Origin of the sequence: Mucilaginibacter gotjawali (assembly GCF_002355435.1) — a bacterium.
GTDB classification, from domain to species: domain Bacteria; phylum Bacteroidota; class Bacteroidia; order Sphingobacteriales; family Sphingobacteriaceae; genus Mucilaginibacter; species Mucilaginibacter gotjawali.
Window position 1 is genome coordinate 1,622,480 of record NZ_AP017313.1, and the last position, 22,394, is coordinate 1,644,873.

The window sequence follows — 22,394 nt, forward strand, 5'->3', positions numbered from 1 at the left end:
TTCATCTTTCTGCGTTTCGCTTTCATCTTATGCTATTTCAATTGCCGGGTGTATTTTTCGATCACCTTCCACGTACTTTCATCCGAATCAAATACCGAATTCAGGCCTTGTTCTTCACCGCCGGGGTCGCCCATAAATTCATCGCCATCCTTCCAGAATGTCTGACCGGGTATTGGTCTTGCTATGCCAGCGAAGGCCCAGAAATTGCAGCCGGCAATGCCCGGGTTATTTAATACCTTGCTGAAAATAAAGTTGTAAAAATGATCACGGTTATGGGTTGAAGTACCTGGGGTGTAAACATGCAGATCGCGTGGTAAGCCAAATTCCTCTATCACCATTGGCTTATTCATTTGCTTTGCAACCTGTAAGTGCTTTTGTATATCCTTACCGGCGCTGTCTAAAATAACCTTGTAACTGGCGTTGATGGCAGTATCCTTAAACCAGCTCCAGTTTTTTGGCCAGATGTGGATGGTGAGGTAATCTATGTTTTTATCCGCGTGGATCTTTTGGTAAACCGACAGATCAAAATCTGAGGCAATATCCCCCTCGCTGCCTGTGGTAAGCAAATGGTTTTTATCGATTGATTTTACCAATGCGGAAACGTGACTCATCCATGCTTCAAAAGCGGGTACTGCTAATTTTTCCATTGGGCGCGGCTCATTGATAATTTCCCAAGCCATAATTGCGGGGTCATCGGTGTATTTTTTCCCATTGAGCTTGTTGGTCCGGTGCAAAACATATTTTATATAAGTATCCAGTTCATCCATACAAGGCTTACAGATATAAAACTGGCTGATGTATTGCCTCAGCTTATCCCAGCTGTAATAGCCCCCCAGGCTTTTTGGATAGGGTTGCTCGCCATAGCCGTTCCACTTTAAATACTGGGCTATGCCGCCGCTCCATTCCCAGGTATTGGTAAAATGCAGTACGGCTTTCATGTTGCGTTTAGCCAGCTCATTCAGCAGGTAATCCAGGCCGGTCATAATGTCCTCATTAAACTTTCCAGCTTCAGGCTCCAGCACTTTCTCGTTTGGCGTGCGGTATTTGTAATCGGTGAGTCCCTCGGCGCCCACCATCACCCTAAGGTTAGTCACCCCATGCTGCTTTAAAAAGTTGAGTTCGGTTTTTAGTCGCTCTTTGCCTTGTTCGCCGTTTGTAGCCAGCAGGCCGCCGTACCAATAGTTGGTGCCGATATAGCGGTAAGGTTTTCCATCAATGGTAAATCGGGTTCCTTCAACTTTAACAAAACCTTGTTGGGCAAATGCCGGCAGCGCCATTACGAGGCTTAATAGGAGTAACTTAAATATTTTGTTCACTATGGTGTTTTTGATCCCTAAAAATAGGAAACAGTGTAACCGGTGGTTAATATTGTTTTAACAATTGATTGCTAAAATGAGGTACTTATTTAGCAAAGACTGGGGACAGGCAAAAAATGGAAATAAAAAAAGCCGACCCCATAGAGGTCGGCTTTTTTGCAATTTAGGATATTGGGATTTAAAATTTGCCGATTTCCTGTACCAGGTCGATCAACTTGTTGGAGTATCCCCACTCGTTATCGTACCATGACACTACTTTTACAAAATGGTTATTAAAGTCGGTTAATTTATTTTCAATATTAAATAATTAGTTTGAATTAACCTTTATTTCATTACAAAGCGACAAAAATGAATTTAAAGATGTTAAGTGGTTAGTGCCGTTTATTCTACTTATGAGTTCTGACAGATAGTGCTTTTCTCCAACATCGCCGGGATTTTTTTTAGTGTATGATACATTTCTTTCACTTAGATTTTCTTTCAAATACGAGTGGTGGAATTGCGAAATAGTCAAAAAATTTGAATACCCAGGCATAAGTTCGGGGTCTGAACTTCTAACATCATAATAATTCACATATGAGATTAACGGTTGTTTGGATGGATTTCTTTTAAACGTTTTCCTATTTCCCAAAAACCAAGTTTCTATGCATCGATTTTGAACCACAATGGCTAACTTGCATTTGGGATTAAGCTCGAGATTTTCTTTGGCCATAAAGTCTAATACCTCGCCAGTCCTTGACTCAACTGTGGACTCATCTGCATCCAAACAAACTATTAAATAATCAAATAGCATTGTGCCATTTATCTCTTCTATAGAATTTCTCAAATGGTTATTAAGTAAAGATGGGAATCCCTCACCACTAAATAAATAATAACATTTTTCCGTAACGCCGCTAATAGTCCTCACTTGAGTTAACTCCGGCAAAAGTACTTGCAACCACTTTGGGTAAACTTTTCGTTCTGTATGACGGCCTTCTACTAAAAAATATAGATTCATCACTCTTGACCAGTTTGAAATTCCTCTAGTTGAAGTAATTGCATAAAGGCTTCGTGTTTGGAATCCCCAATATTATAGTCTTGTGCGTTTTTGGTTTTTACGATTCCCGCTTTTCTTGTGACTAGTTTCCAATTGGAAAAATGTATATTATTAATTATGTAGGGATGGTGGCTGGTGATTATAAATTGCAATTGTTTGGAGGATTCAAGAATGTCCGTGGTTAGTTCATCTATACAATTAATTCCAAGGCTGTTTTCAAATTCGTCAATTAGAAATATTGTTCCTTCTGGACTCAAATACAACTCACTAATGTGTATTAGAGTTCTAAACATACCAGATGAAATTTTCGTTTGCTGAATCCACTTGTCAACGCCAACTTCCTTTATTTGAATAAAAGGTGAATCTTTCAGAAAGGAAAAAAAACGATCCCCCATAAGGTCTTCCTCAAGGGGTTCGACTTTTATATCTTCAACATTTGGAAAGATATCAATGAATCTGTCTTTTATTTGGAAAAAAACTTTGTCCTTAATTTGATAACAAAAAAATAATTTGTCGATTATTTGCTCATCTGATTTTTTAATTTCCTCAATCGTTTCATATTTATTCAATTTAGTTAGATTGGGCATTCTAAAAACTAGATTTACAGATTGAGAATCCGATTGGTCGCTAAAGATTATCTTGTTGAATGCGTTGTAAGCTGCGCCTATTACCTCTTCTTCTTTTAATAAATATATTATACTTTTTTGCTGGGGTAATTTTAAGGTCTTTTCACCTTTAAAGAATAATTCCGATTCGGATCTATTCACAATTTCAATATCGTTTCTAAAAATCTTTTCGCGGATAATACTTGGTGGGTTCTTCTGAGATTCCTTTGAATCAAAATCGGGGAAAATAAATCGTCCCCTATTTTCGAATTCCCCCGTCCATTTATAATGGATGCCTTCTATTGTCATGAACTCGACTTCCCATTCAATACCATTGTTAGATTTGCCCAAAGCAACGTCTTTAAGATTATTGATTGCTTTAAGAATTAAAGTTTTTCCAACGCCTGACGCTCCTACTAAAAGGGTTAACTCATTGAAATATGATTTTTCAAGTTCCCAGTTAAACGACACATCCTTATATGATAGGCTCAACAATCTCATAAGATTAAATACAATTAACTGCTACTAAAATAAAAGAATATAAATTAGACCTTGATTGAAGGTCTAATTTATGATAATTAATCTAAAGTTTTCCTATTTCCTGTACCAGGTCGATCAACTTGTTGGAGTATCCCCACTCATTATCGTACCATGACACTACTTTTACAAAGTTATCATTTAAAGCAATGCCTGCTTTAGCATCAAAAATTGATGTGCGTGCATCACCTTTAAAATCTTCAGATACAACTTCGTCTTCAGTGTAGCCCAAAATGCCTTTCATATCGCCTTCAGATGCTGCTTTCATAGCTGCTTTAATATCAGCATAAGTAGCCGGTTTTTTCAGACGAACGGTTAAGTCAACTACTGATACGTCAGGAACCGGAACGCGGAATGACATACCTGTTAATTTACCTTTAAGCGCGGGTATAACCAGCGCTACCGCTTTAGCTGCACCTGTTGATGAAGGGATGATGTTCTGGTAAGCACCACGGCCGCCTCTCCAGTCTTTGTGCGACGGGCCATCAACTGTTTTTTGAGTAGCAGTCACGGCGTGTATAGTACTCATTAAACCTTCTTCGATACCGAAATTATCATTTAATACTTTCGCGATAGGAGCAAGGCAGTTGGTAGTACATGAAGCGTTTGAAACAATAGTTTGGTCAGCCTTCAGATCTTTATGGTTAACACCCATAACAAAAGTAGGGGTGTCATCCTTTGCAGGTGCACTCATTACTACTTTTTTAGCGCCGGCGTCAATATGTTTTTGAGCGGTTTCCTGGGTTAAAAATAAACCGGTTGATTCAATTACAACTTCTGCGCCTACTTCACCCCATTTAAGGTTTGCAGGGTCTTTTTCAGCAGTAACACGGATGGTTTTTCCGTTTACCACCAAATGACCGCCTTCAACAGCAATAGTGCCTTTGAAAGGACCGTGGGTCGAGTCGTATTTCAACATGTAAGCCATGTAATCAGGCTCAACAAGGTCATTAATGCCAACGATCTCAATGTCGGGTCTTTCAATTGCGGCCCTGAAAGCCAGGCGGCCGATACGGCCGAAGCCGTTTATTCCTATTTTCATGATTCTTTAATTTTTACTTGAATAATATGTTAATAAATTGTTTATGGGCTCTTTAATAACGTTCGCGATTTTAAGATTTACCTCGTCAGCCGCCTCGTATAAGTAGTCCTGAAAGCCTGCTGCAACTAACCCTGCAAAGTACAAAAAAGCTTCGGGATGTTCATCATGTAATGGTAATAAATAAACGTTAAACAGCTGATTAAAACCATTCTTAATTATACTTTTTATATAATTATCTTCTTTATTTTCTATATAAAAGTCCGTGAATGAACTTAAAAAAAGTGCAGGTTGTTTTTGGCGGTAAACTTTTTCAAGGAGGGTTTTCCGGTCGAGGTCATACCGTTGAACAAATTTTTTATGAATATTGGCAGGCAGGGTTTCACTCATATAACCTTTTATCAATTGCCGGCCCAGCCAGTTGCCAGAACCCTCGTCCGCCAAAATATAGCCCAAGCCATAATTGTTGGGTTTTATTTTTTTGCCGTCGTACCAGGCGGCGTTTGAGCCGCTGCCGAGAATACAAACTATCCCTGGTGTGTTTTTACAACAGGCTATAGCCGCCGCCACCAAATCGTGTTCAACACTTACTTTGCCATATTTAAAAAATGCCGAGAATGCTTTGTGCACAACATCTTTTAATTCGGGAGACGATGCGCCGGCGCCAAAAAAATAAATCTTTTTAATTTCCTCGGCGTGATGAATCAGGTTGATGTTTTTGCTTAATAGCTGCACGATACTTTTTTCGTCGTTTAAATACGGATTTATCCCACTGGTTCTGAAAGATGCTATTACCCTTTCTTTATCGGCAAGCCTCCAATCAGCATAGTGTGATCCGCTATAAACAACTGCAATCATTTTTTTTAGATTGAGAGTATTTCGGCCATTTTCATCAAATCTTCTTCCAGTTTAAATTCGTGTTGCGTAAGCGCTTCTTCAAGGCTGGTTATTTTAATATAATTTGCTTCAAGGCCAACCATCATTTGGGTTTTGCCGGCAATTAAGGCGTTTACAGCAGCGAAACCCAGGCGGCTGCCTAAAACCCTGTCAAATGCCGAAGGGCTTCCGCCGCGCTGCAGGTGGCCTAATATGGTTACTTTTATATCGTAGTTTTTAACCTGTTTTTCAACCAATTTTGCAATATCGTAAGCGCCGCCATGTTTATCGCCCTCGGCAACTATCACAATGCTCGACGATTTTTTCTTGCTTTGCCCGCTCTTAAGGTTTTCAATCAGATCATCTATGGCAGTCTCTTTTTCGGGCAATAATATAGCCTCGGCCCCGCAGGAAATTCCTGCACGCAATGCTATGGCTCCCGAATCGCGCCCCATTACTTCAATAAAGAACAAACGGTCGTGTGCATCTGCGGTATCCCGTATTTTATCAATAGCTTCAATTACGGTATTAGTAGCCGTATCAAAACCAAGGGTATAGGTTGATCCATAGAGGTCGTTGTCGATAGTCCCCGGTACGCCCATTACGGCTACATCAGGATAGCTTTTCGAAAAACGCAGTGCTCCGGTAAATGTTCCGTCGCCGCCAATGACTACTAAAGCGTCAATACCGCGTTTCTTTAAATTTTGATAGGCGATTTCCTGGCCTTCGTCAGTGCGGAAGGGTAAGCAACGCGCCGTTTTCAGGATTGTACCGCCTAAATTTAATATGTTACTAACAGATCGTGTACCCATCGGGAACATGTCATCTTCAATAAGTCCCTGGTACCCGCGCCTGATACCTACCACTTCTAACCCGTTATATATTGCTGTCCTTACAATTGAGCGAATACACGGGTTCATTCCCGGTGCATCCCCGCCCGATGTGAGCACTGCTAGTTTCGAAATTTTATGCATTTTTATACTGCTTATTTACAGCCACGAATATAGTGTGTGAAAATTACACCATTAAATTTAATTTATTTTTTTTTACATTAGCGGTTAACCATTAAATTTAATTTATTTACCTAAAATTATCAAGGTTTTGGAAGTAAAATTACCTTCGTTTGATTCAGTCTTTTCAGTTGACTGCGTAATATTCGGTTTTGAAGCAGGAGAACTGAAAATATTGCTCATTGAACGAAATGAAGAGCCATATAAAGATTGGCTTGCTTTGCCTGGCTATATAGTAGAGCAGGACGAAAGCATTGACGACGCCGCTGAACGTATTTTATACGAGCTAACAGGCCTTCGCGACTTACACATGCAGCAGTTTCACACTTTCGGCGAGGTGAACAGGCACCCGCAGGGAAGGGTGATTACGGTGGCTTATTACGCGCTGATACGCATTAACGGGCAAAAGGAATTGCGCCCCATAACGCAATATGCGCGTAAAGCTTTCTGGCACCCGGTGAATGAGCTGCCTAAATTGGCGTTTGACCACACCGAGATTTTTAAAACTGCATTTAATAAAATACGCAGGCGGTTAAATTATCAGCCCATCGCTTTTGAACTGTTGCCCGAGAAATTTACCCTTACCCAGTTGCAATCGCTTTATGAGGCGGTAGAGAACAGGAAGCTGGACAAAAGAAATTTCCGTAAAAAGATGCTGAGCTATGGATTTTTAAAAGAACTTGACGAAAAACAAAAGGGGGTATCCTATCGCGCAGCCAAGTTGTATAAATTCGACCGCCGGAAGTATGCGAAGATATTTCATAATGATATGAACCTGGACAAATAGTTTGCAGTTTGTAGTGGGCAGTTTGCAGCAGAACTACGAAAAGGATAGCTATATAGAAACGAAGAGAGCTGCGATGATTTTTACCGCAGCTCTCTTCGTTTATTGATTATTAGACTTTATTGCAGACTGCAAACTAAAAACTGCCAACTCAAATTTGCAGATGCGATAATTCCAAATGGAACTTAACAAGGTTATCTATCGGTGAGCGGATAATATTGCCCACAGCCATGCCATTTTCAACTACCAGTTCTTCAAGCACATTCCTGAAGTTATAACCTACCGAACCTATGCAATTGAAAGTGTATTTCTGGTAATCCGGGTAATGAGTAACCAGGTTACGGAAAAAATCCTCGAATGAACTTCTTACAATGTTGCGGGAATATTCCAGGTTCACGGGGCTGTCATAAACAAATTTGCTGAAACTGGCACAAAAACGGTTGGCCCGGGGTTGAGTGTACACTATCTCGTTGATGTCATCAGGCGTCAACTTATAAGTATTCCAGAAGTTTTCGCGAACAGCCTCCGGCATATAGCCCCGTAAATAATCAACTAAAAGCTTTTTGCCAATATAGCACCCGCTGCCTTCGTCACCCAGGATATAAGCGCCTGAATCGATGTTATGAGTAACTTCGCGGCCATTATACAAACAAGTATTTGTGCCGGTACCCAATATGGCTGCAAAACCTTCAGTGTTTCCCAACAGGGCCCTGGCAGCCGCCAGCAGGTCGTGCCCGATAAAAACTTTCGCCTTTTTAAAAACTACCTGCATCGCCTCCTTAACTAAGTTTCGCATTTCGTCGGTAGAGCAACCTGCGCCGTAGTAATTTACTTCGGTGATCTCATCTCTTTCAAGATCGGTTGGCAAAGTTTCATCAAGGGATTTAATAATATAGTCCTTTGGCGCAAAATAAGGGTTGTAACCTTCGGTGTTAAAGTACACCTTTTTACCTTCTTCGGTAACCAGGCACCAATTGGTTTTAGTTGAGCCACCGTCAGCAATAATGATCATAAATTAGTTTATTTTAGAAAAATCGGATAAAAGTATGATTAACTTATTGTAAAAAAAACACTTTATGGTTTTAAAAAGTAAAATTCTGCTTTTTGATGAAAAAATGTTGTTTTTTTTGGACAAATTAATGATTTATACCCGCCGGTTTTCGTGGTTTATAAGTATGTCAATAGTATTAATTAACCTGTTTAAATATAAAGTTACCCCCTTTAAAGCGAGTGGTTTATATTTGATTGCAATTATATGTATTATTTGGCAAATAATTGTGTAACAAAAAATGTTTGCGCGGGATAGTTTTTTTTTAAAATAATGATTTCTGAAAAATGATGTTGCCTGCAGCCTGAAAAATTCTTTTAAAAAGATTTGATAAATTATTACCGCGTTTGCCAGGTTCAAAAAATTTAATTTCCGAAAGCAAATTCTCTTTTGTTTTTTATTAAATCGGAAAATTGCGCGCCAAAACCAACATTATTCGCCCATAAGCCTTTATTACAAGATATTCAAAAAATATTTATCTTCACGGCACAGTTTTAATGCTTTAATATAAGCTGTTTGATTTGAATAAATTAGTTTCAATTGTCTTTTTGATAATTATTTCAGGGCAATTAAGGGCGCAGAACAGTGCCCCGCAAATTACTTTTGGTGCGGGCGGCGGAATTGCCACAACGTTTAGCGGTACCGTACTGCAAAAAACACCGTGGCTTTTTACGGCGATGCTGCTTATTACCCGTGGTCTTTCTTAAACGTATATTTAGAGGTTCAGGCCGGGACGCTATCCGGTGCGTCATCCGGTAAAAGAAACCCTAAAAGTTTTAACAATAATTTCAATGCTGAAACCATCAATGGAGAATTGAATTTGGGTGTAATTGTAAAACCTGATATCAATGTTTTTTTTGATGTTGTAAGGAATATTTATGGAGGGGCCGGTTACGGTGTAATTAATGGCGACATCACTAACGTTAATCTATTTAAGCCTGCAATAGTTGATCATATAAAAAATACCATTCACATCGTCCCGATAAAGCTGGGTTACGAACTCACCATCGTTCGAAATATATACGACGAACCTCTGTTGCGGTTGAACGGATGCCTGAACCTGAATTACGTTAAAGGCAAGGGGGTGGACGGCTATTACGATAAAAATGCAGCATCACATAGCTTTTATACCTATGCTTCCCTTGGTTTAAGATACGCCATCAGCTTAAGGCATGGCAAGGCAAGAGATTATAACAAGTTTGACTAACAGCATCTTTGGCGGTCGCCAATTAATAATTTTGCAGGGGACCTGTAAAAAACCTTAAAGTATGGGTTGCCAATTTTAACAGATTTTTGCATCTTTGCAGCGCTTTTTGTTAAAGTCAGCAGCCGTAAGTCTTAAGTCGAAAGTGGGTTTTGACTTTGAACTCAAAAAAAAGGTCCCATAGCTCAGCTGGATAGAGCAACAGATTTCTAATCTGTAGGTCTTAGGTTCGAATCCTAATGGGATCACAAAAACAAGTCAGAAGTCTTTAGCCGAAAATCTAAAGACTTTTTTCGTCTACTGCAAATTAAATGAATAAAAAAGCCCCGTTGATCCGCTGGGTTTTGCTCCAGAGAGGCTGCATGCGTTCCATTTTTGCACGCGCGGAACACCCCGGAACAGTGTGAAACACGTTCATTATCAGCGTGTTTCATCTTTTAATAAATTATCCAATTTAGCTAAGTGGTTGATAATCAACTAATATTAAATTTGCTTTTTTGTCAATATCGATTCAATTTGCTGATAATCAATTATTTCCTGTTTCAGGACTGCGCCCAGGTCCTGAAATGGGTTTACACTTGGGATACGTCAGCGGGACGCTGACAGGGGTTTGGGTTGAAGTGGGACACTTGAACCGGCGGGGCAATACCCGGTTTGGTAACATAAACGGCTCCAATAATGCCGGGACGAAATGCAGCCAATCTTTCCGGCTGAACTGGTATTCCGGCCGGGTTAATTTCAGTACATAAAAATAGATAAGCGGGCCAGGCGCCAACGAAAACTGCAGCGGCAACGTTGTATCGATGCGCAGGATACGGACTATCCACAAAACCATCACCGCCAACGCCACGGCCAAAAACCTGTTTGCCGGCCGGTTTAGCTTTTTGGTAAACCCCAACAACAAAGCAAAATTCAGCCCGGTAAACACGATGCCCAGCGCGGCTACGTCGTAAAAGCTAATATGGGAGGTATATATATTCACGTGGATAAATATCGGGAAGATTTTAGGATAATTGGTTTTATGGGTGGTTTTTGTGGGGGTGGGCTGGTTGTCCGGGATTTACGAAATTCGGACGATTATGATCATAGTCTCCGTCTATGGTAAAAGCAAAAAAACCTTCAACATTTCGCTGGTCGTTTTCAGTAGCCCGTAGAGGAAGCTTTTCGAACCCCTTTTTGAGGTTGATAACGGAATTGAGCCAATGCTGGACAATTCTCGAACTGTTTTATAATTGACTTATTGTTTTCTTATCAAGCTCGTACTTTCGCAAAGAGGCAGTCATTAAACATTTTTCCTTTTTCTTCCACTGTTCATCTAAACACTCGCAAGACATTTCAAATTTTTGTATTACATCATCATTGTACAACAGGCTGGAACATTTCTCATACAACGGACATTTTCGATTTTTCGAAGTAAATCGGTTAATTACTAATTCTAATGCTCTTAAATTAGCTATATCCAAATAATCCCTATCATCAGGATTAGGACTCCTTGGCATTAACGTAAGATTGTTCGCTTCTATTAATGGAAGTCCATAATAATTAGTTAAAGCAATGATAGATTCTTTTGAGTTTATTTCAGTTTCGTAAAGTAAATTCAATAAAAGGCATTCATTATTTCGAATTTCAGATTTACAATTCTCAAATACCTTTGAAAAATAAGTTAATTCACTACAAATTGCAGCTTCTATGTTAGTTTGATATTCATCAATTAAATAACAGAAAAGTTCACTTAAAGTGCTACAATATTCGTGTTTAATCTTTGAAAGTAATAAGTGCTTATATAATTTGATCCCATTGTAACTGGGGTTAACTTCCAAAACATTAAGTACATCAAAAAATCCTACAGCGGGATTGCTAAACATTAATGAACATAAACAAATACTAAAAATTAGTTTTTTATCAGTAATGGGGTTTGGAAGGTTATTCAATATGATTTCAACGTTGTGATATGGAACAATGGGATGTCCCGGTAGGTTCTCATCAAAAAATGACTGAAAAATTAAAGCCATGTTTTCAATAATACTTAAATAGCCAAATTGGAAGTAATGTGATTCTCCATTTTCTGAATTTATACCTTTTACCTTAATAGAAGTAAATTCTGACTTTGCTAAATCAATATCACTAGGCTCTATTGCGATTTTGTCTATTTCAATTGAACATGTTTCACTACCCTTTAATTTTAGATATTTGTTAATGAGACTATCAAGTGTAGGTTCTTTAGAACGAATGTTTAGCGGTATTTCTATTCTTTCGTTCTTTGAAAAATGGTCACCGCAATAGGAAAAATAATTACTATAAATCGTTCCATACGAAACCCCAAACACAGTATTTACGAATTGAATATAATGTAAATATTCATGCATGAAAGTTCCTTTTAAAGAATCTTCATATTCAAAAAACTCAGAATTAGGCAAATCTTTGTAAACATAAATGTGAAAAAAATTCGTTTCGCATCTACCTAAAACACTTCCATTCTCTAAAAGATCCCAAAATCCCATCATTATTTTAAATTGCCCTCATAATTATACCAACAGTTCGTATTATTGGGCGTGCCAACTACTTTTAGAAAAGTAGTCACTTCCAGACTTTTGATCAACCCTTTTTACAGTTTCAATGGACAAATTTAAGAATTGTTCATCCGCTTTACTATCTTTAAAATTCACAAACAAACCTCTTTCACGTGTACCAGCAGTTACAACCCCAGTTAGCGCAATATTTACCGGAGGCTAGGAATGTTTACATTGCTACGGCCCTCATTAAAAACTATGGTTACCGATTTATTGAGCAGCGGCTACCTGCGGCAGCTAAGCGCTATTACCTGATTGGCTTGAACCTGCCCTCTGACGTCGGTGTATTTGAACAAATGCTCCAGGTTCCTGAAAGCCGAGGCTACACTCGAATCTTCACTGGAAGACAAACTTTTCACCCAAAAGTTTACCTGATCGAACGCCTATCCGGAAAATGGATCGCTTTTATCGGTTCAGCGAATACGACCAATGGCGGCCTACAAGCCAATGTTGAAATGTCTATTGCATTGGAAGATCAGACTATCTGCCTAGCGTTGTACGATTGGTTCATGAGTTTCTTACCCAACACCGGCGTATTAACGGCTGAATTTGTGAAGGCCTGGCAGCGTTCGGTTTTACGTATTAAAAGCCGGCAGGCTACGAATAACGCCGACTTGGCCGAAGCCCGTTCCTTATTAAAACAGGAAATGATCATTCCTTCTGTGATTACGCCGAGCGCGCTACAGTTTTTTTCAGGCAGTGATTATGTTGCTTTCAGCGATATCTATTGGACGGATGAATCCGGCGCAGCTGACGCGCTACGGCGTAAAGTTTGGTTTAGGATGGCGGACCTGGACGCTAGAATCTATACCCAGTTTCCCCAATATGCGTTGACGGAACTGGGCAGTCACTACTGGAAAGCTAGCCGCATATCCCACTATCAGCACCGAAAAGGCTTTAATAATACTTACCTTAAATCTATCTGGCTGCATTATGGCTATCCAAACCGATTCGTTCAAAAAGATTTTACAAAACATCCTCGGATGCAGGTTATCCTTCATCAGCATGATGTGGGGATATGGTTGGTAATTGGTGTGGAAAATTCCAGCCTTGAGGAACGCCGACGTTTTAAAGAGAACTTGCGCAACAATCCAATTTTCGCCGATTTGGTGTACCGAGTCATGATGGATCTCGGCGGTGCTTATTGGTTAGGCATCAACGGGAAGTCGCCGGTTCATTTGGACCATTTCGATATGGAAGAAAAACTGACTAAGGCATTGCTTTCGGAGGAAGTCCATGATTATATGATCATCGGGCGCAATTACCAGCCGGACGATCCAAGCCTGAGCGATATAAATATCGCTGAAACGGTGTTGCTGGAATTTCAACGCTTATACCCGTTATATTTACTTTTTAAGAACGGGAAATTATAAAAGCCACTTAACTTTAAACAAAAAACACGGATGACTTTACGTCGTCGCAGGGTCTCCAACGTGACCCTGCGCTGTATTTTCGCTTGCCCCCGGCAGCCTAGGCCCGGGCGGAAAGCCAAACTGCACGGATAGAGACGCCTCTCACCCAAGCACGCGGCGCAGGGTCCTTTCGGAGACCCTGCGTGGACAACAAAGTCGAAAGTCTTGAGGCTTTTGTATTTCTGTTCCAATATCGAAAGATTTCGCCGTAGCGATCTGGAGTAAAATTAGCATAACTAGAGGTGGCTTTTTTGGGATTTCCATTTTAAACTCGTGGTGAATTTATGGATGGTTGGATCTCGGTTTGGCTATAAATTATCTTGATGGCTTAACTAAATCTATAGTTTTTCTATAGCATTCAACCAATTATTAAACCTGGGACTCTTATTTCGTATCTTATCCAAACCAATGGCTTCTGCGAAGTAGTGCCCATATAATATTTTATTATAACCTTCGATTATTCGCTTCAATCTATGAGATGGCGAAGTGTTTTTGTTGTTATTTATCATTTCTGGATTATCATAATCTTGAAACGTTTTAATCAATTCACTTTTACCTACTAATTCATTTTTTGGGACTTGCTCGTAGAATATTTGAATATCGTTGAATAGTAAACCTTCAAATTCGTGTAGTTGTAAATACGGCAAAAATCTATGTTGAACGGCATCTCTCAGATCTTGTTTCATTGCAGCTTCTAAAAAATCCATTCGTGTATTTTTATCGACTATTTTTTCGCCGTCTTCCCAACTTGGGAAAGCATATTTATTGTATAATCCATAATAATCAATTAACATTGTCACAAGAACATCGTCCTCTTGGAGATAAGTGTGTATTTCTTTTTTTAGGGTATTCCATTTTACAATTCCACCCATCGACCTTTTAATTAGAGGTGATTGAATAAAAATTTCTTTTTTAGCAAAATATGGCGCAAGAATATGTTTACAAAATTCTCTTTCAGTTTCGCCCTCACAGATTATTATGACCCTTTTCATTCACTAAAATTTGGCTGGCCGCCCATAATAATATTCCTTTTCCATAGGTCATCAATTGTATAATCCTCTAACCATTTATTAAGCGTTGTACTATTTAGCCTTTCAAATTTGCTTTCTCCATCAACTTGGTCAACGGTAATTATATCTTCAGGCATAAAATGGCTTAACAGATCAGTAGATTGTGTAGCAACAATAACCTGGCATTTTCTATCGGCTACGGACTTGATCATAGCAGCCAATTTAGCAATAGATGCCGGATGTAGTCCTAATTCGGGTTCGTCAATAATTATTGTATCCGGTAATTTAGGTTGTAAAAATAGGACAGACAAAGCAATAAAACGTAATGTTCCATCAGAGAAATCATTCGCACCATATATGACATCACTATACTTATCTGTCCATTGCAGCCTCACTAAGTCTTCCTTATTCGGTGTCAAGTAAAAATCAGAAAAGTACGGCGCTATAGACTGGATGTTCTTTATGATTCTATTATAAACGATTTTATTGGTTTGATGTATATCATAAAGGAACGCAGCCAAGTTCATTCCGTTTTCGTAAAGGTAGTATATGTCATTTTCAATATGGCTCAATTGCGTAAAAGGCGAATTGGTGCTTGTATCATGAAAATGGTATTTACGAAACCCATTAAGATATTTAATTACATATTTTGCTCGAAAATTATCTGTTAATTTTATATAAGCTTCGGCCGATGATCTGCTTATATCCGTCCCTTGATCGCTTCTATAAATAAGCCTCTCATCTGTAAAAACAAAGCCTTCAGTCCCTGATTCTAAAATTGCGGAATAGCCATTCTGTCCATTGCCAAATTCAAGTCGGAAAGAAATTGTATCGGTAGATTTTTTGCCCTTGTGAAGAATTTTATTATCTCCTCCGTTTAATGCAATGTAATCGTTTAATTTTCTGTTATAAAGCCGATTCAAAAAATCAAAAAATGAAATAAAATTACTTTTACCACTACCATTCGCACCAATTAGGATATTGATTGGCGCAAAATCCACTCTTACGGATTTTATTGACTTGTAGCCTTCTATTTCGATGTAATCCATTTTTTTATTTACTCTCTCAAAGATAGTTCGACAAACCTATCTACAGTGCTTTTTTGGGGAAATTACATCAATAATCGTAAATTTTCTAATATTCTGTTTAAGACTCGTACTTTTGTGTTAATATTCTAAGTCAAAAACCTAATGTTGAAAAGAATTTCCTAAACACTTTTTACATTATGCGCAGCTTCGGCCAAACTTTTTAATCTCCTTCGGCTCTTTAATTAATAAATCGGTTCGAACAAAATCCAATAGAGATCACGGAAAAAGTCAAAAGCCTCAAGTCGAAAGTCTTGAGGCTTTTATATTTATAAATAATTATCTGAATTTCCGTCGAATCAATTAATTCCCATCCCCGGTCTTGCTGGTTTGTTGCTGCTGATCTTTCTTATTAACAAAAGGTAATTTTTTCCAGAAGGGTTGCTGGCTGTCAGGCACTGCAATGCCTTCGTTCCAGGTGGTAACCGAGGTGAGGTCGCCTTTGGCGTTCCATGTTTTCCACTCGCCGTCTTTAAGGCCCCTTTTAAAATAGCCTTCTTCTTTCAAATTTTTATCGGGGTAAAAAGCGATATAATGCCCGTTCAGTAACTGTCCGTTATACCCGCCCTGGGTTGAATGGATCCTGTTATTAAAATACCAGAAATAATAACGGTCGTTTTTTAATTTTGGTTCGGTTTTAAATGGCAATATATCAGCGCGGATTTCCTGTGTTGTATCAATGATCCTGATCTGGCTGTAATCGCCATCGTCCGTAACTTTGTTGTTGTCAATAACCGCCCGTTTGTCATTGTACTTTGCGGGGCTGCTGTTGGTATAATCGCCGGTGCGCTGGGCGTAGGCTTTACCAAGAGAAAATAATAAAATAAACAAGGCAATTTTTTTCATGCGGATAATTGTTGCAGGTTTGACAACATTTGCCCGTAAAGGTTTAATATGAGCGATGATTTTAAATAGCTGTAGCGTAGGCGGGTCATTAACGCCAAACTATTAATTCTGTTAAATGGCCCGACACCTCATTTTATCTTTTTAAAGCGAAACCTGGTTTTAACCTCGCGGTTTAAAAATGCTCCTTTTGAGGCCGCAGCCACCATTTGCCGGTACACATCTTCGGGCACGTTTTTGTAGTCATAAACGCTACCCGAAACAAAAATAACCTGCAGCGTTTGCCTGCCGGGATTATATTTAAAGGATGTTATCACAGAAGATGGCATATTGATCTGCAATCAATATTTATGCCGCAGGAGTGCCGCTTGATGATGCGCCGAAAGAAAGCGGGAAAAACAGTCGTTCTTTTTATTTGACCATTTATAGCACGTTATAAATGGCGTTCACTATAGCCCGCAAAACTTACTAACAGGAGGAGCCGCCGGAAATTTGATTTTAACAGTGGCCGGGAGGATTATGCCTGAGAATTTAGTCGATCTTTTTTCCGTATTTACTGATGTAGAAAAATACACCGCCCACAAATACCATGATGATGCCCACAAATATAGGCCATTTAGCTACCATATCACCGCTTGGGCTAATCGTCATTGAATCGGAATCAACTACATTAACTACCGATTTGTAATAGATAATTAAACCGATGGTTACGATTACGCCTAGTATAAAAAGAAGTATGCTGAATTTTTTCATTGTATTATGATTAACCGCAAGGATGTTGATTATGGCGGTAAAGGTATAAAAATTTCAAATTTTAATTTATCAATCGCATAAATTCTTTAAAATTTTATGGCTTATTTTGAGATACCATTGTTATTTTCAAAACAGTATAGCTTCAAATCAACAAATTGTCAAAGTAAAAATTATGGAAAGAAGAACGTTTATTAAGCAAAGTTCAATTGCTGCGGCAGGTTTAACATTATTGCCGGCTGGTAGCCTTTTTGCATCCAATAAGGATAAAGTGCGGCTGGGTTATATTGGTGTGGGCCTTCGTGGCCGCAGCCATATCGGTGAAGGTTTGCTGCGGGACGATGTGGATATCGTAGCGATCTGCGATACCCAGGAAAGTTCATTGAAATATTGCCGCGAACAATTTACAAAAGCCGGAAAACCTTTACCGCAGGAGTATATCGGCAGCCTTGACGCTTATAAACGATTGCTGGACCGTAAGGACATTGACGCCGTTATCATTGCCACGCCGTGGCAGTTTCACCATCCCCAGGCTATCGATGCCATGAAGGCCGGTAAATATGTTGGCTGCGAGGTAATAGCCGGTTTAAGCATGGAAGACCACTGGGAGCTGGTGCATACCTCCGAAAGTACAGGGATGCCTTACATGACTTTGGAGAACGTTTGCTATCGCCGGGATGTGATGGCTGTTTTAAATATGGTGCGGCAGGGCCTGTTTGGCGAAATGATCCATTACGAAGGTGGCTACCAGCACAACCTGCGCGAGGTGCTGTTTAATGATGGTAAGCATTTTGCGGGTCACGGGGTTGAATTCGGGCCGGATGCTTTAAGTGAGGCACAATGGCGCACACAATTCAATATTGACCGCAATGCAGATATTTACCCAACGCATGGCGTAGGCCCGCTGATGCATTATGCGGATATTAATGCAGGCAACCGCTTTACCAACCTGGTATCTTTCAGCTCGAAGGCCCGCGGTTTGGCCGCCTATGTGGAAGAATTGGCGCCTGGCAACAAAAATGCCAAGATCAATTACAAAAATGGGGATGTGATTACTACGATGATTAACTGCGCCAATGGCGAAACCGTTTTGCTTTCGCATGATACCCATTTACCAAGGCCGTATTCGCTCGGTTTCAGGGTGCAAGGCACCAAAGGGCTTTGGATGGATGTTGCCAAAAGTGTTTATATTGAACACCACAGCAAGGAAGAAGACGAATGGGACGGAGAAGATGATTGGTTTAAAAAGTACGATCACCCGCTTTGGAAAAAATACGAAACCAATGCCGAGGGCGCAGGTCATGGCGGTATGGACTGGTTTGTATTTAACGCTTTTGTGCAGGCCGTAAAACAGGGCAGGCAAACACCAATTGATGTTTATGATTCGGTTACCATGAGCGCTATTACACCTTTATCAGAAAAGTCAATAGCCGAGGGCAATATGCCGCAGGCTTTCCCCGACTTTACCAGGGGTAAATGGCAAACCCGTAAAAATTCTTTTGCGCTGGACGACAGCGGGTTTTGATTTTTTTATGAAACGGGCTGCGGAATACGAAACCAATGTGCCCCTGTAAACGTATAAAGGCAAAGATTAAATTTTTGCCTTTTTTTATGCATCCGGAGATAGAAGAAATTATTATGAACTTCGACTTTGAGAATCCGCTTCCCAAAGCCTTTGTGCTGCAAAATGTGGAGCGCATCCTCAATTATATGGATGATATTAATATTGAAAGAAAATCAAAATTTGAGTACACTCCGGCAGAAAGCTTCTACATCTTGTGGGAGGTTGAAGGCCTTGAATTTCACATCGAGAGCCTCAAAAATGGCCTCATACTTTATACTTTTCGCAATAAGGCGTTTGGAAATGTTTTTGGTACAGAGACCATCAGCAAGTTTATTCCCCGGCTGGAAAGTTATTTGCTGGCCGGCATGTGCTGATCGTAAAAATCTTACTTAGTATTCCATTTAAACCATTTTATCCCCAAAGTTGTAAATATAGTAATGTATGCTATGGTTACTAATAGCGCCATGGAGGCATGGTTGTTCCACTTGTCTGGTTCCATGCTCATGGACAGAATGGTTTTAACCGCACCATAGGGCGACCATTGCACAGCTTCATCCATTGTTTCGCCCAATTTATTTAACTCACCAAACATTCCAACCATTATAAATGCCAGGTAGATCAGCCTGGTGGTAGAGTTAATGGTTTCAGGATTTTTTATCCATCCTACAACCATTTGGCCCAGGCTTAATGACACAGCCCCGCCGATTATCGCAGTAAAATAAGTAAATACATAAGCCGCCGGGCTTAGTGTTATTCCGTCATATTCCTTGCCGATTACAAATACAGCAGTGGTAATGATAAGGATCATGGCCAGCTGGACAAGGAGGCGACTTGCCATAATGGCCCAGGATGGTACCGGCGCAACGCGTAATCTTTGAAATATTCCTTTGTCGCGGTCGCGGGCAGTGGCATTGGCATAGCCCATTAAACCCGAAGCGAAAAGGCCGATAGTAATGCTATTAGCCAATACAAAAGGGCCTCCAACTATACTGATTAACCCTTTCCATGATGTTAATATAATGAGCGGAACAACCAGCGTTAACACCACCGCCCGCCGGTTACGCCATTGCGTAGTAAAGTCAGCGCGCAAAAGCGAAGTAAGTACTGTGGATGTTTTGGGTATTAGGGTAGCCATTTATTAATTATTAAATTATTGATCTATTTTTTGTGAGTAGTGAGATGTCAGGAGTGAGTTTTTTACCCTCGCTCACCATTCACTAATCACCATTCACTACTCACTACTCACTATTCACCACTCACCACTCACTACTTCCCACTCACTGACGCACTGCTTTCCCGGTAAGTGCTATAAAAACGTCTTCTAAGGTAATTTTGCCCCTGCGGGACACGCTGATTACCTCCGGGTCATCGCGGTGTTTATCAATGATCTCTTGCGGCGTATCAATGGCGATGATCTTACCATGATCAATGATCGCTATCCTGTCGCAAACAGACTCCGCTTCCTCCATCGAATGCGTAGTGAGCAATACAGCATGCCCTTTTTCGCGGATCGCTTCAATGCGTTCCCAAAGCTGCCGGCGCGATTGCGGATCGAGGCCGGTTGTGGGTTCGTCAAGCAATACCAGTTTGGGATTGTGGATGGTTGATATCACCAGCGAAACCCTTTGCTGCTGCCCGCCTGAAAGCTGGCCGAATTTTTTAAACGCCTGGTCTTCCAGGTTGATGTCCCTTAACAGGGCCAGGATATCATCTTTGCTTAGCGATAAGCCATAAACGCCGGCGTAAAGCTGCAATACCTCTATCACAAACAACTCCGGCTGGAAACTGGTTGACTGCAATTGAACCCCGAGGGAGGCCCTGGCATGTAATGGTTTTTCGATGGAGTTGTACCCATCAACAGTTACCGCGCCCGAATCTGGTTTCAGGAGGCCCTCAATCGCGCTAAGGGTGCTGGTTTTTCCCGCGCCATTTGGTCCAAGCAGTCCAAAGATCTCGCCCTTACGCACATCGAAGGAAATATTTTGTACTGCCTGAAAATTGCCATAACTAACACTTAACCCGTCTACCGTTAATATATTTGCTTCCTGCTGGTTCATTCAGTATTTTGATTTAAGATGACCGGTAACAAGTGGTGTTACACGTTTCGGCCCAAATTTCTAAATAAAAATCACAATAAACCCTAGTTTGTTGTATTTCCCCAAAAAGGCAAATTGATATTGCAATAGCGTTCAGGCTATTTAATTCTTTCGCGGATCAGATTGGCTTTATCACCGATAGCTTTATCAGTTTACTGAGCACATGGCAATGATTCCCTGAAGAAAAATCAAAGTTTAAAATTCTGAATAAACAGCGTTTTTTGCATGGTTATGGTTTATTAAAACTTAATAGGATTAGTCAACCTTGTTTAATTTATAACCCGGTTTCAATAATAAAAGGTAGGGGATGATCAAAAAAACGCCCCCGGCGGTTATCAGCAATGCCGTTTTTCCGCCATAGGCATACCACACCAGCCCGGTTATTGAACTGGCCAGCAGCGTACATATACTTTGAAAAGATGTGTACATGCCAATCGCGGTGGCCGTGTCTTTTTCTTTGCAGATATTAGTGATCCAGGCTTTTGTTATCCCTTCGGTCGCAGCAGCATAAATGCCGTATAAAAAGAATAGAACAAAATAAAATAATTCACTTTTGTTTATTGCCATGCCGGCATAAACAGCAACAAAAAACAGCAGCCCGGCAATTAAAACGCTTTTCATCCCTGTTTTATCGGCAAGTTTGCCCAAAGGGTAGGAGAATGCTGCGTATACAAAATTGTAAAAAACATAAATACCGATAACCGTGGTATCGCTAAACCCGTTTTCTTTGATCTTTAAAAGCAGGAATACATCCGAACTGTTTAGCAATGCAAAAAATAATAAGGCGATAAGCAACTGCCGATAAACGGCATGACTGACTTTCCAGTATTTAATAAAATCTAAAAAGCCAGGTTTCTTAACCAATGAAGGAACGGTTTTTTTCTTTTCACGGATTAAAAAAGTAATACCGATTGATAGTATGCCCGGAATAAATGCAATGAAGAATAAAGCTTTGTAATTCCCCGGATGAAAGACAAGGTACAAAAGGGCGATTAATGGGCCAAACACCGCTCCCAAAGTATCCATGCTCCTGTGAAAACCAAAAACACGTCCCTTGTATCTCGATGTTGTTTCGTCCGAAAGTAAGGCGTCCCTGGCGCCCGTCCTTATCCCTTTGCCAAGTCGGTCTGTGGTGCGCGAAAAGAACACCCATAATGGATATTTAAAGAGGGCCATCATCGGTTTTGATATAGCGCTAAGTGCGTATCCAATCCGAATAAAGGGCGACCGCTTGCCGGTGGCATCGCTTAAATTGCCGAAATAACCTTTGCTTAAGCCCGCTGTTGCTTCTGCAACGCCCTCCAGGATGCCTATCAAAATGACAGAAAAGCCAATGGCACGCAAATATACCGGCATCACCGGGTACAACATTTCACTGGCAATATCTGTAAAAAGACTCACCATTGACAGGATTAGCACATTCCTGGTGATTATTTTCATTGCAGAATTTATAAATTATCTGTCAGTTATAGCTACCGCAAGCGGTTTTTTTTAACGGGTCCCCTGGCATGTGAATTTTTTTGCCTGATTTTTGCAGGCATGTCAAAAAGAGTTTAATGCTGCAACAATACTTAATCCCCCAATAATATTTGAAAGTACGTAGCGGATAAGG

General features: G+C 40.2%; 22 protein-coding genes and 1 tRNA gene. 6 read left to right on the forward strand and 17 right to left on the reverse strand.

Annotated elements, in window-relative coordinates; genetic code table 11:
- Positions 1-32: 32 nt before the first annotated feature.
- The 6 genes from MgSA37_RS07545 to pfkA form a co-directional block, all read right to left on the reverse strand.
- Positions 33-1,316: a glycoside hydrolase 5 family protein gene (locus MgSA37_RS07545; protein ID WP_232010805.1), complete on the reverse strand. Its 1,284-nt coding sequence runs from the start codon at positions 1,314-1,316 to the stop codon at positions 33-35.
- 307 nt (positions 1,317-1,623) lie between these two features.
- Positions 1,624-2,310: a hypothetical protein gene (locus MgSA37_RS07550; protein ID WP_096350912.1), complete on the reverse strand. Its 687-nt coding sequence runs from the start codon at positions 2,308-2,310 to the stop codon at positions 1,624-1,626.
- Complete coding sequence (locus MgSA37_RS07555) at positions 2,310-3,425, reverse strand: ATP-binding protein (RefSeq protein ID WP_157750488.1); 1,116 nt, start codon at positions 3,423-3,425, stop codon at positions 2,310-2,312. Before MgSA37_RS07555 ends, MgSA37_RS07550 begins: the two co-directional genes overlap by 1 nt.
- A gap of 112 nt (positions 3,426-3,537) precedes the next feature.
- The gene (gene gap / locus MgSA37_RS07560; protein WP_096350915.1) at positions 3,538-4,533 is read right to left on the reverse strand and encodes a type I glyceraldehyde-3-phosphate dehydrogenase; all 996 of its coding nucleotides are present in this window, start codon (positions 4,531-4,533) and stop codon (positions 3,538-3,540) included.
- A 6-nt stretch (positions 4,534-4,539) separates the two neighbouring features.
- The gene (locus MgSA37_RS07565) at positions 4,540-5,388 is read right to left on the reverse strand and encodes a hypothetical protein (protein WP_096350917.1); all 849 of its coding nucleotides are present in this window, start codon (positions 5,386-5,388) and stop codon (positions 4,540-4,542) included.
- Between the two features lie 5 nt (positions 5,389-5,393).
- The gene (pfkA, locus tag MgSA37_RS07570) at positions 5,394-6,380 is read right to left on the reverse strand and encodes a 6-phosphofructokinase (protein ID WP_096350922.1); all 987 of its coding nucleotides are present in this window, start codon (positions 6,378-6,380) and stop codon (positions 5,394-5,396) included.
- A 127-nt stretch (positions 6,381-6,507) separates the two neighbouring features.
- Here pfkA and MgSA37_RS07575 point away from each other — a divergent pair, with 127 nt between their 5' ends.
- Entirely contained in the window at positions 6,508-7,203 is a 696-nt protein-coding gene (locus MgSA37_RS07575; RefSeq protein ID WP_096350924.1) for an NUDIX hydrolase, read from the forward strand.
- Positions 7,204-7,351: 148 nt separating this feature from the next.
- Here MgSA37_RS07575 and MgSA37_RS07580 read toward each other — a convergent pair whose 3' ends face one another.
- Positions 7,352-8,212: an N-acetylglucosamine kinase gene (locus MgSA37_RS07580; RefSeq protein WP_096350926.1), complete on the reverse strand. Its 861-nt coding sequence runs from the start codon at positions 8,210-8,212 to the stop codon at positions 7,352-7,354.
- 697 nt (positions 8,213-8,909) lie between these two features.
- Between MgSA37_RS07580 and MgSA37_RS07590 the strand changes: the two genes are divergently transcribed.
- Positions 8,910-9,455, forward strand: a complete 546-nt coding sequence (locus tag MgSA37_RS07590; protein ID WP_096350929.1) for a hypothetical protein — start codon at positions 8,910-8,912, stop codon at positions 9,453-9,455.
- A gap of 171 nt (positions 9,456-9,626) precedes the next feature.
- Positions 9,627-9,700 (forward strand) — tRNA-Arg (locus MgSA37_RS07595).
- Between the two features lie 278 nt (positions 9,701-9,978).
- Here MgSA37_RS07595 and MgSA37_RS07600 read toward each other — a convergent pair.
- Both MgSA37_RS07600 and MgSA37_RS07605 read right to left on the reverse strand, forming a co-directional pair.
- Positions 9,979-10,434, reverse strand: a complete 456-nt coding sequence (locus MgSA37_RS07600) for a hypothetical protein (protein ID WP_096350930.1) — start codon at positions 10,432-10,434, stop codon at positions 9,979-9,981.
- Between the two features lie 244 nt (positions 10,435-10,678).
- Complete coding sequence (locus MgSA37_RS07605; protein WP_096350931.1) at positions 10,679-11,956, reverse strand: hypothetical protein; 1,278 nt, start codon at positions 11,954-11,956, stop codon at positions 10,679-10,681.
- Positions 11,957-12,135: 179 nt separating this feature from the next.
- On the opposite strand from MgSA37_RS07605, the gene MgSA37_RS07610 reads away from it, so the two are divergent.
- Positions 12,136-13,395: a phospholipase D family protein gene (locus MgSA37_RS07610; protein WP_096350933.1), complete on the forward strand. Its 1,260-nt coding sequence runs from the start codon at positions 12,136-12,138 to the stop codon at positions 13,393-13,395.
- Between the two features lie 377 nt (positions 13,396-13,772).
- On the opposite strand, the gene MgSA37_RS07615 is transcribed toward MgSA37_RS07610, so the two are convergent.
- The 5 genes from MgSA37_RS07615 to MgSA37_RS07635 form a co-directional block, all read right to left on the reverse strand.
- The gene (locus MgSA37_RS07615; protein ID WP_096350935.1) at positions 13,773-14,426 is read right to left on the reverse strand and encodes a DUF4276 family protein; all 654 of its coding nucleotides are present in this window, start codon (positions 14,424-14,426) and stop codon (positions 13,773-13,775) included.
- The gene (locus MgSA37_RS07620) at positions 14,423-15,493 is read right to left on the reverse strand and encodes an AAA family ATPase (protein ID WP_096350936.1); all 1,071 of its coding nucleotides are present in this window, start codon (positions 15,491-15,493) and stop codon (positions 14,423-14,425) included. Before MgSA37_RS07620 ends, MgSA37_RS07615 begins: the two co-directional genes overlap by 4 nt.
- A gap of 339 nt (positions 15,494-15,832) precedes the next feature.
- Complete coding sequence (locus tag MgSA37_RS07625) at positions 15,833-16,375, reverse strand: toxin-antitoxin system YwqK family antitoxin (protein WP_096350938.1); 543 nt, start codon at positions 16,373-16,375, stop codon at positions 15,833-15,835.
- A 128-nt stretch (positions 16,376-16,503) separates the two neighbouring features.
- Entirely contained in the window at positions 16,504-16,701 is a 198-nt protein-coding gene (locus tag MgSA37_RS07630; RefSeq protein ID WP_096350939.1) for a KTSC domain-containing protein, read from the reverse strand.
- A 202-nt stretch (positions 16,702-16,903) separates the two neighbouring features.
- Entirely contained in the window at positions 16,904-17,125 is a 222-nt protein-coding gene (locus MgSA37_RS07635) for a hypothetical protein (RefSeq protein ID WP_096350941.1), read from the reverse strand.
- 172 nt (positions 17,126-17,297) lie between these two features.
- Here MgSA37_RS07635 and MgSA37_RS07640 point away from each other — a divergent pair, with 172 nt between their 5' ends.
- Together MgSA37_RS07640 and MgSA37_RS07645 are read left to right on the forward strand one after the other, a co-directional pair.
- Positions 17,298-18,647, forward strand: coding sequence for a Gfo/Idh/MocA family protein (locus MgSA37_RS07640; RefSeq protein WP_096350943.1), 1,350 nt, complete (start codon positions 17,298-17,300; stop codon positions 18,645-18,647).
- Positions 18,648-18,760: 113 nt separating this feature from the next.
- The gene (locus MgSA37_RS07645) at positions 18,761-19,060 is read left to right on the forward strand and encodes a hypothetical protein (RefSeq protein WP_172885300.1); all 300 of its coding nucleotides are present in this window, start codon (positions 18,761-18,763) and stop codon (positions 19,058-19,060) included.
- Positions 19,061-19,071: 11 nt separating this feature from the next.
- On the opposite strand, the gene MgSA37_RS07650 is transcribed toward MgSA37_RS07645, so the two are convergent.
- The 3 genes from MgSA37_RS07650 to MgSA37_RS07660 all read right to left on the reverse strand — a co-directional run bounded on the left by MgSA37_RS07650 (position 19,072) and on the right by MgSA37_RS07660 (position 22,222).
- Positions 19,072-19,821: an ABC transporter permease gene (locus tag MgSA37_RS07650; RefSeq protein WP_096350946.1), complete on the reverse strand. Its 750-nt coding sequence runs from the start codon at positions 19,819-19,821 to the stop codon at positions 19,072-19,074.
- A 142-nt stretch (positions 19,822-19,963) separates the two neighbouring features.
- Positions 19,964-20,743 (reverse strand): ABC transporter ATP-binding protein, encoded by a 780-nt coding sequence (locus MgSA37_RS07655; RefSeq protein ID WP_096350948.1) that lies wholly within the window; start codon positions 20,741-20,743, stop codon positions 19,964-19,966.
- A gap of 294 nt (positions 20,744-21,037) precedes the next feature.
- Complete coding sequence (locus MgSA37_RS07660; RefSeq protein WP_096350950.1) at positions 21,038-22,222, reverse strand: MFS transporter; 1,185 nt, start codon at positions 22,220-22,222, stop codon at positions 21,038-21,040.
- Positions 22,223-22,394: the final 172 nt, after the last annotated feature.

Excerpts from the sequence above, each read along its gene's own strand:
- MgSA37_RS07550 (WP_096350912.1), bottom strand. The coding sequence starts at position 2,310 with ATGAATCTATATTTTTTAGTAGAAGGCCGTCATACAGAACGAAAAGTT.
- gap (WP_096350915.1), bottom strand. The coding sequence starts at position 4,533 with ATGAAAATAGGAATAAACGGCTTCGGCCGTATCGGCCGCCTGGCTTTC.
- MgSA37_RS07565 (WP_096350917.1), bottom strand. The coding sequence starts at position 5,388 with ATGATTGCAGTTGTTTATAGCGGATCACACTATGCTGATTGGAGGCTT.
- pfkA (WP_096350922.1), bottom strand. The coding sequence starts at position 6,380 with ATGCATAAAATTTCGAAACTAGCAGTGCTCACATCGGGCGGGGATGCA.
- MgSA37_RS07580 (WP_096350926.1), bottom strand. The coding sequence starts at position 8,212 with ATGATCATTATTGCTGACGGTGGCTCAACTAAAACCAATTGGTGCCTG.
- MgSA37_RS07605 (WP_096350931.1), bottom strand. The coding sequence starts at position 11,956 with ATGATGGGATTTTGGGATCTTTTAGAGAATGGAAGTGTTTTAGGTAGA.
- MgSA37_RS07615 (WP_096350935.1), bottom strand. The coding sequence starts at position 14,426 with ATGAAAAGGGTCATAATAATCTGTGAGGGCGAAACTGAAAGAGAATTT.
- MgSA37_RS07620 (WP_096350936.1), bottom strand. The coding sequence starts at position 15,493 with ATGGATTACATCGAAATAGAAGGCTACAAGTCAATAAAATCCGTAAGA.
- MgSA37_RS07625 (WP_096350938.1), bottom strand. The coding sequence starts at position 16,375 with ATGAAAAAAATTGCCTTGTTTATTTTATTATTTTCTCTTGGTAAAGCC.
- MgSA37_RS07630 (WP_096350939.1), bottom strand. The coding sequence starts at position 16,701 with ATGCCATCTTCTGTGATAACATCCTTTAAATATAATCCCGGCAGGCAA.
- MgSA37_RS07635 (WP_096350941.1), bottom strand. The coding sequence starts at position 17,125 with ATGAAAAAATTCAGCATACTTCTTTTTATACTAGGCGTAATCGTAACC.
- MgSA37_RS07640 (WP_096350943.1), top strand. The coding sequence starts at position 17,298 with ATGGAAAGAAGAACGTTTATTAAGCAAAGTTCAATTGCTGCGGCAGGT.
- MgSA37_RS07645 (WP_172885300.1), top strand. The coding sequence starts at position 18,761 with ATGAACTTCGACTTTGAGAATCCGCTTCCCAAAGCCTTTGTGCTGCAA.
- MgSA37_RS07650 (WP_096350946.1), bottom strand. The coding sequence starts at position 19,821 with ATGGCTACCCTAATACCCAAAACATCCACAGTACTTACTTCGCTTTTG.
- MgSA37_RS07655 (WP_096350948.1), bottom strand. The coding sequence starts at position 20,743 with ATGAACCAGCAGGAAGCAAATATATTAACGGTAGACGGGTTAAGTGTT.
- MgSA37_RS07660 (WP_096350950.1), bottom strand. The coding sequence starts at position 22,222 with ATGAAAATAATCACCAGGAATGTGCTAATCCTGTCAATGGTGAGTCTT.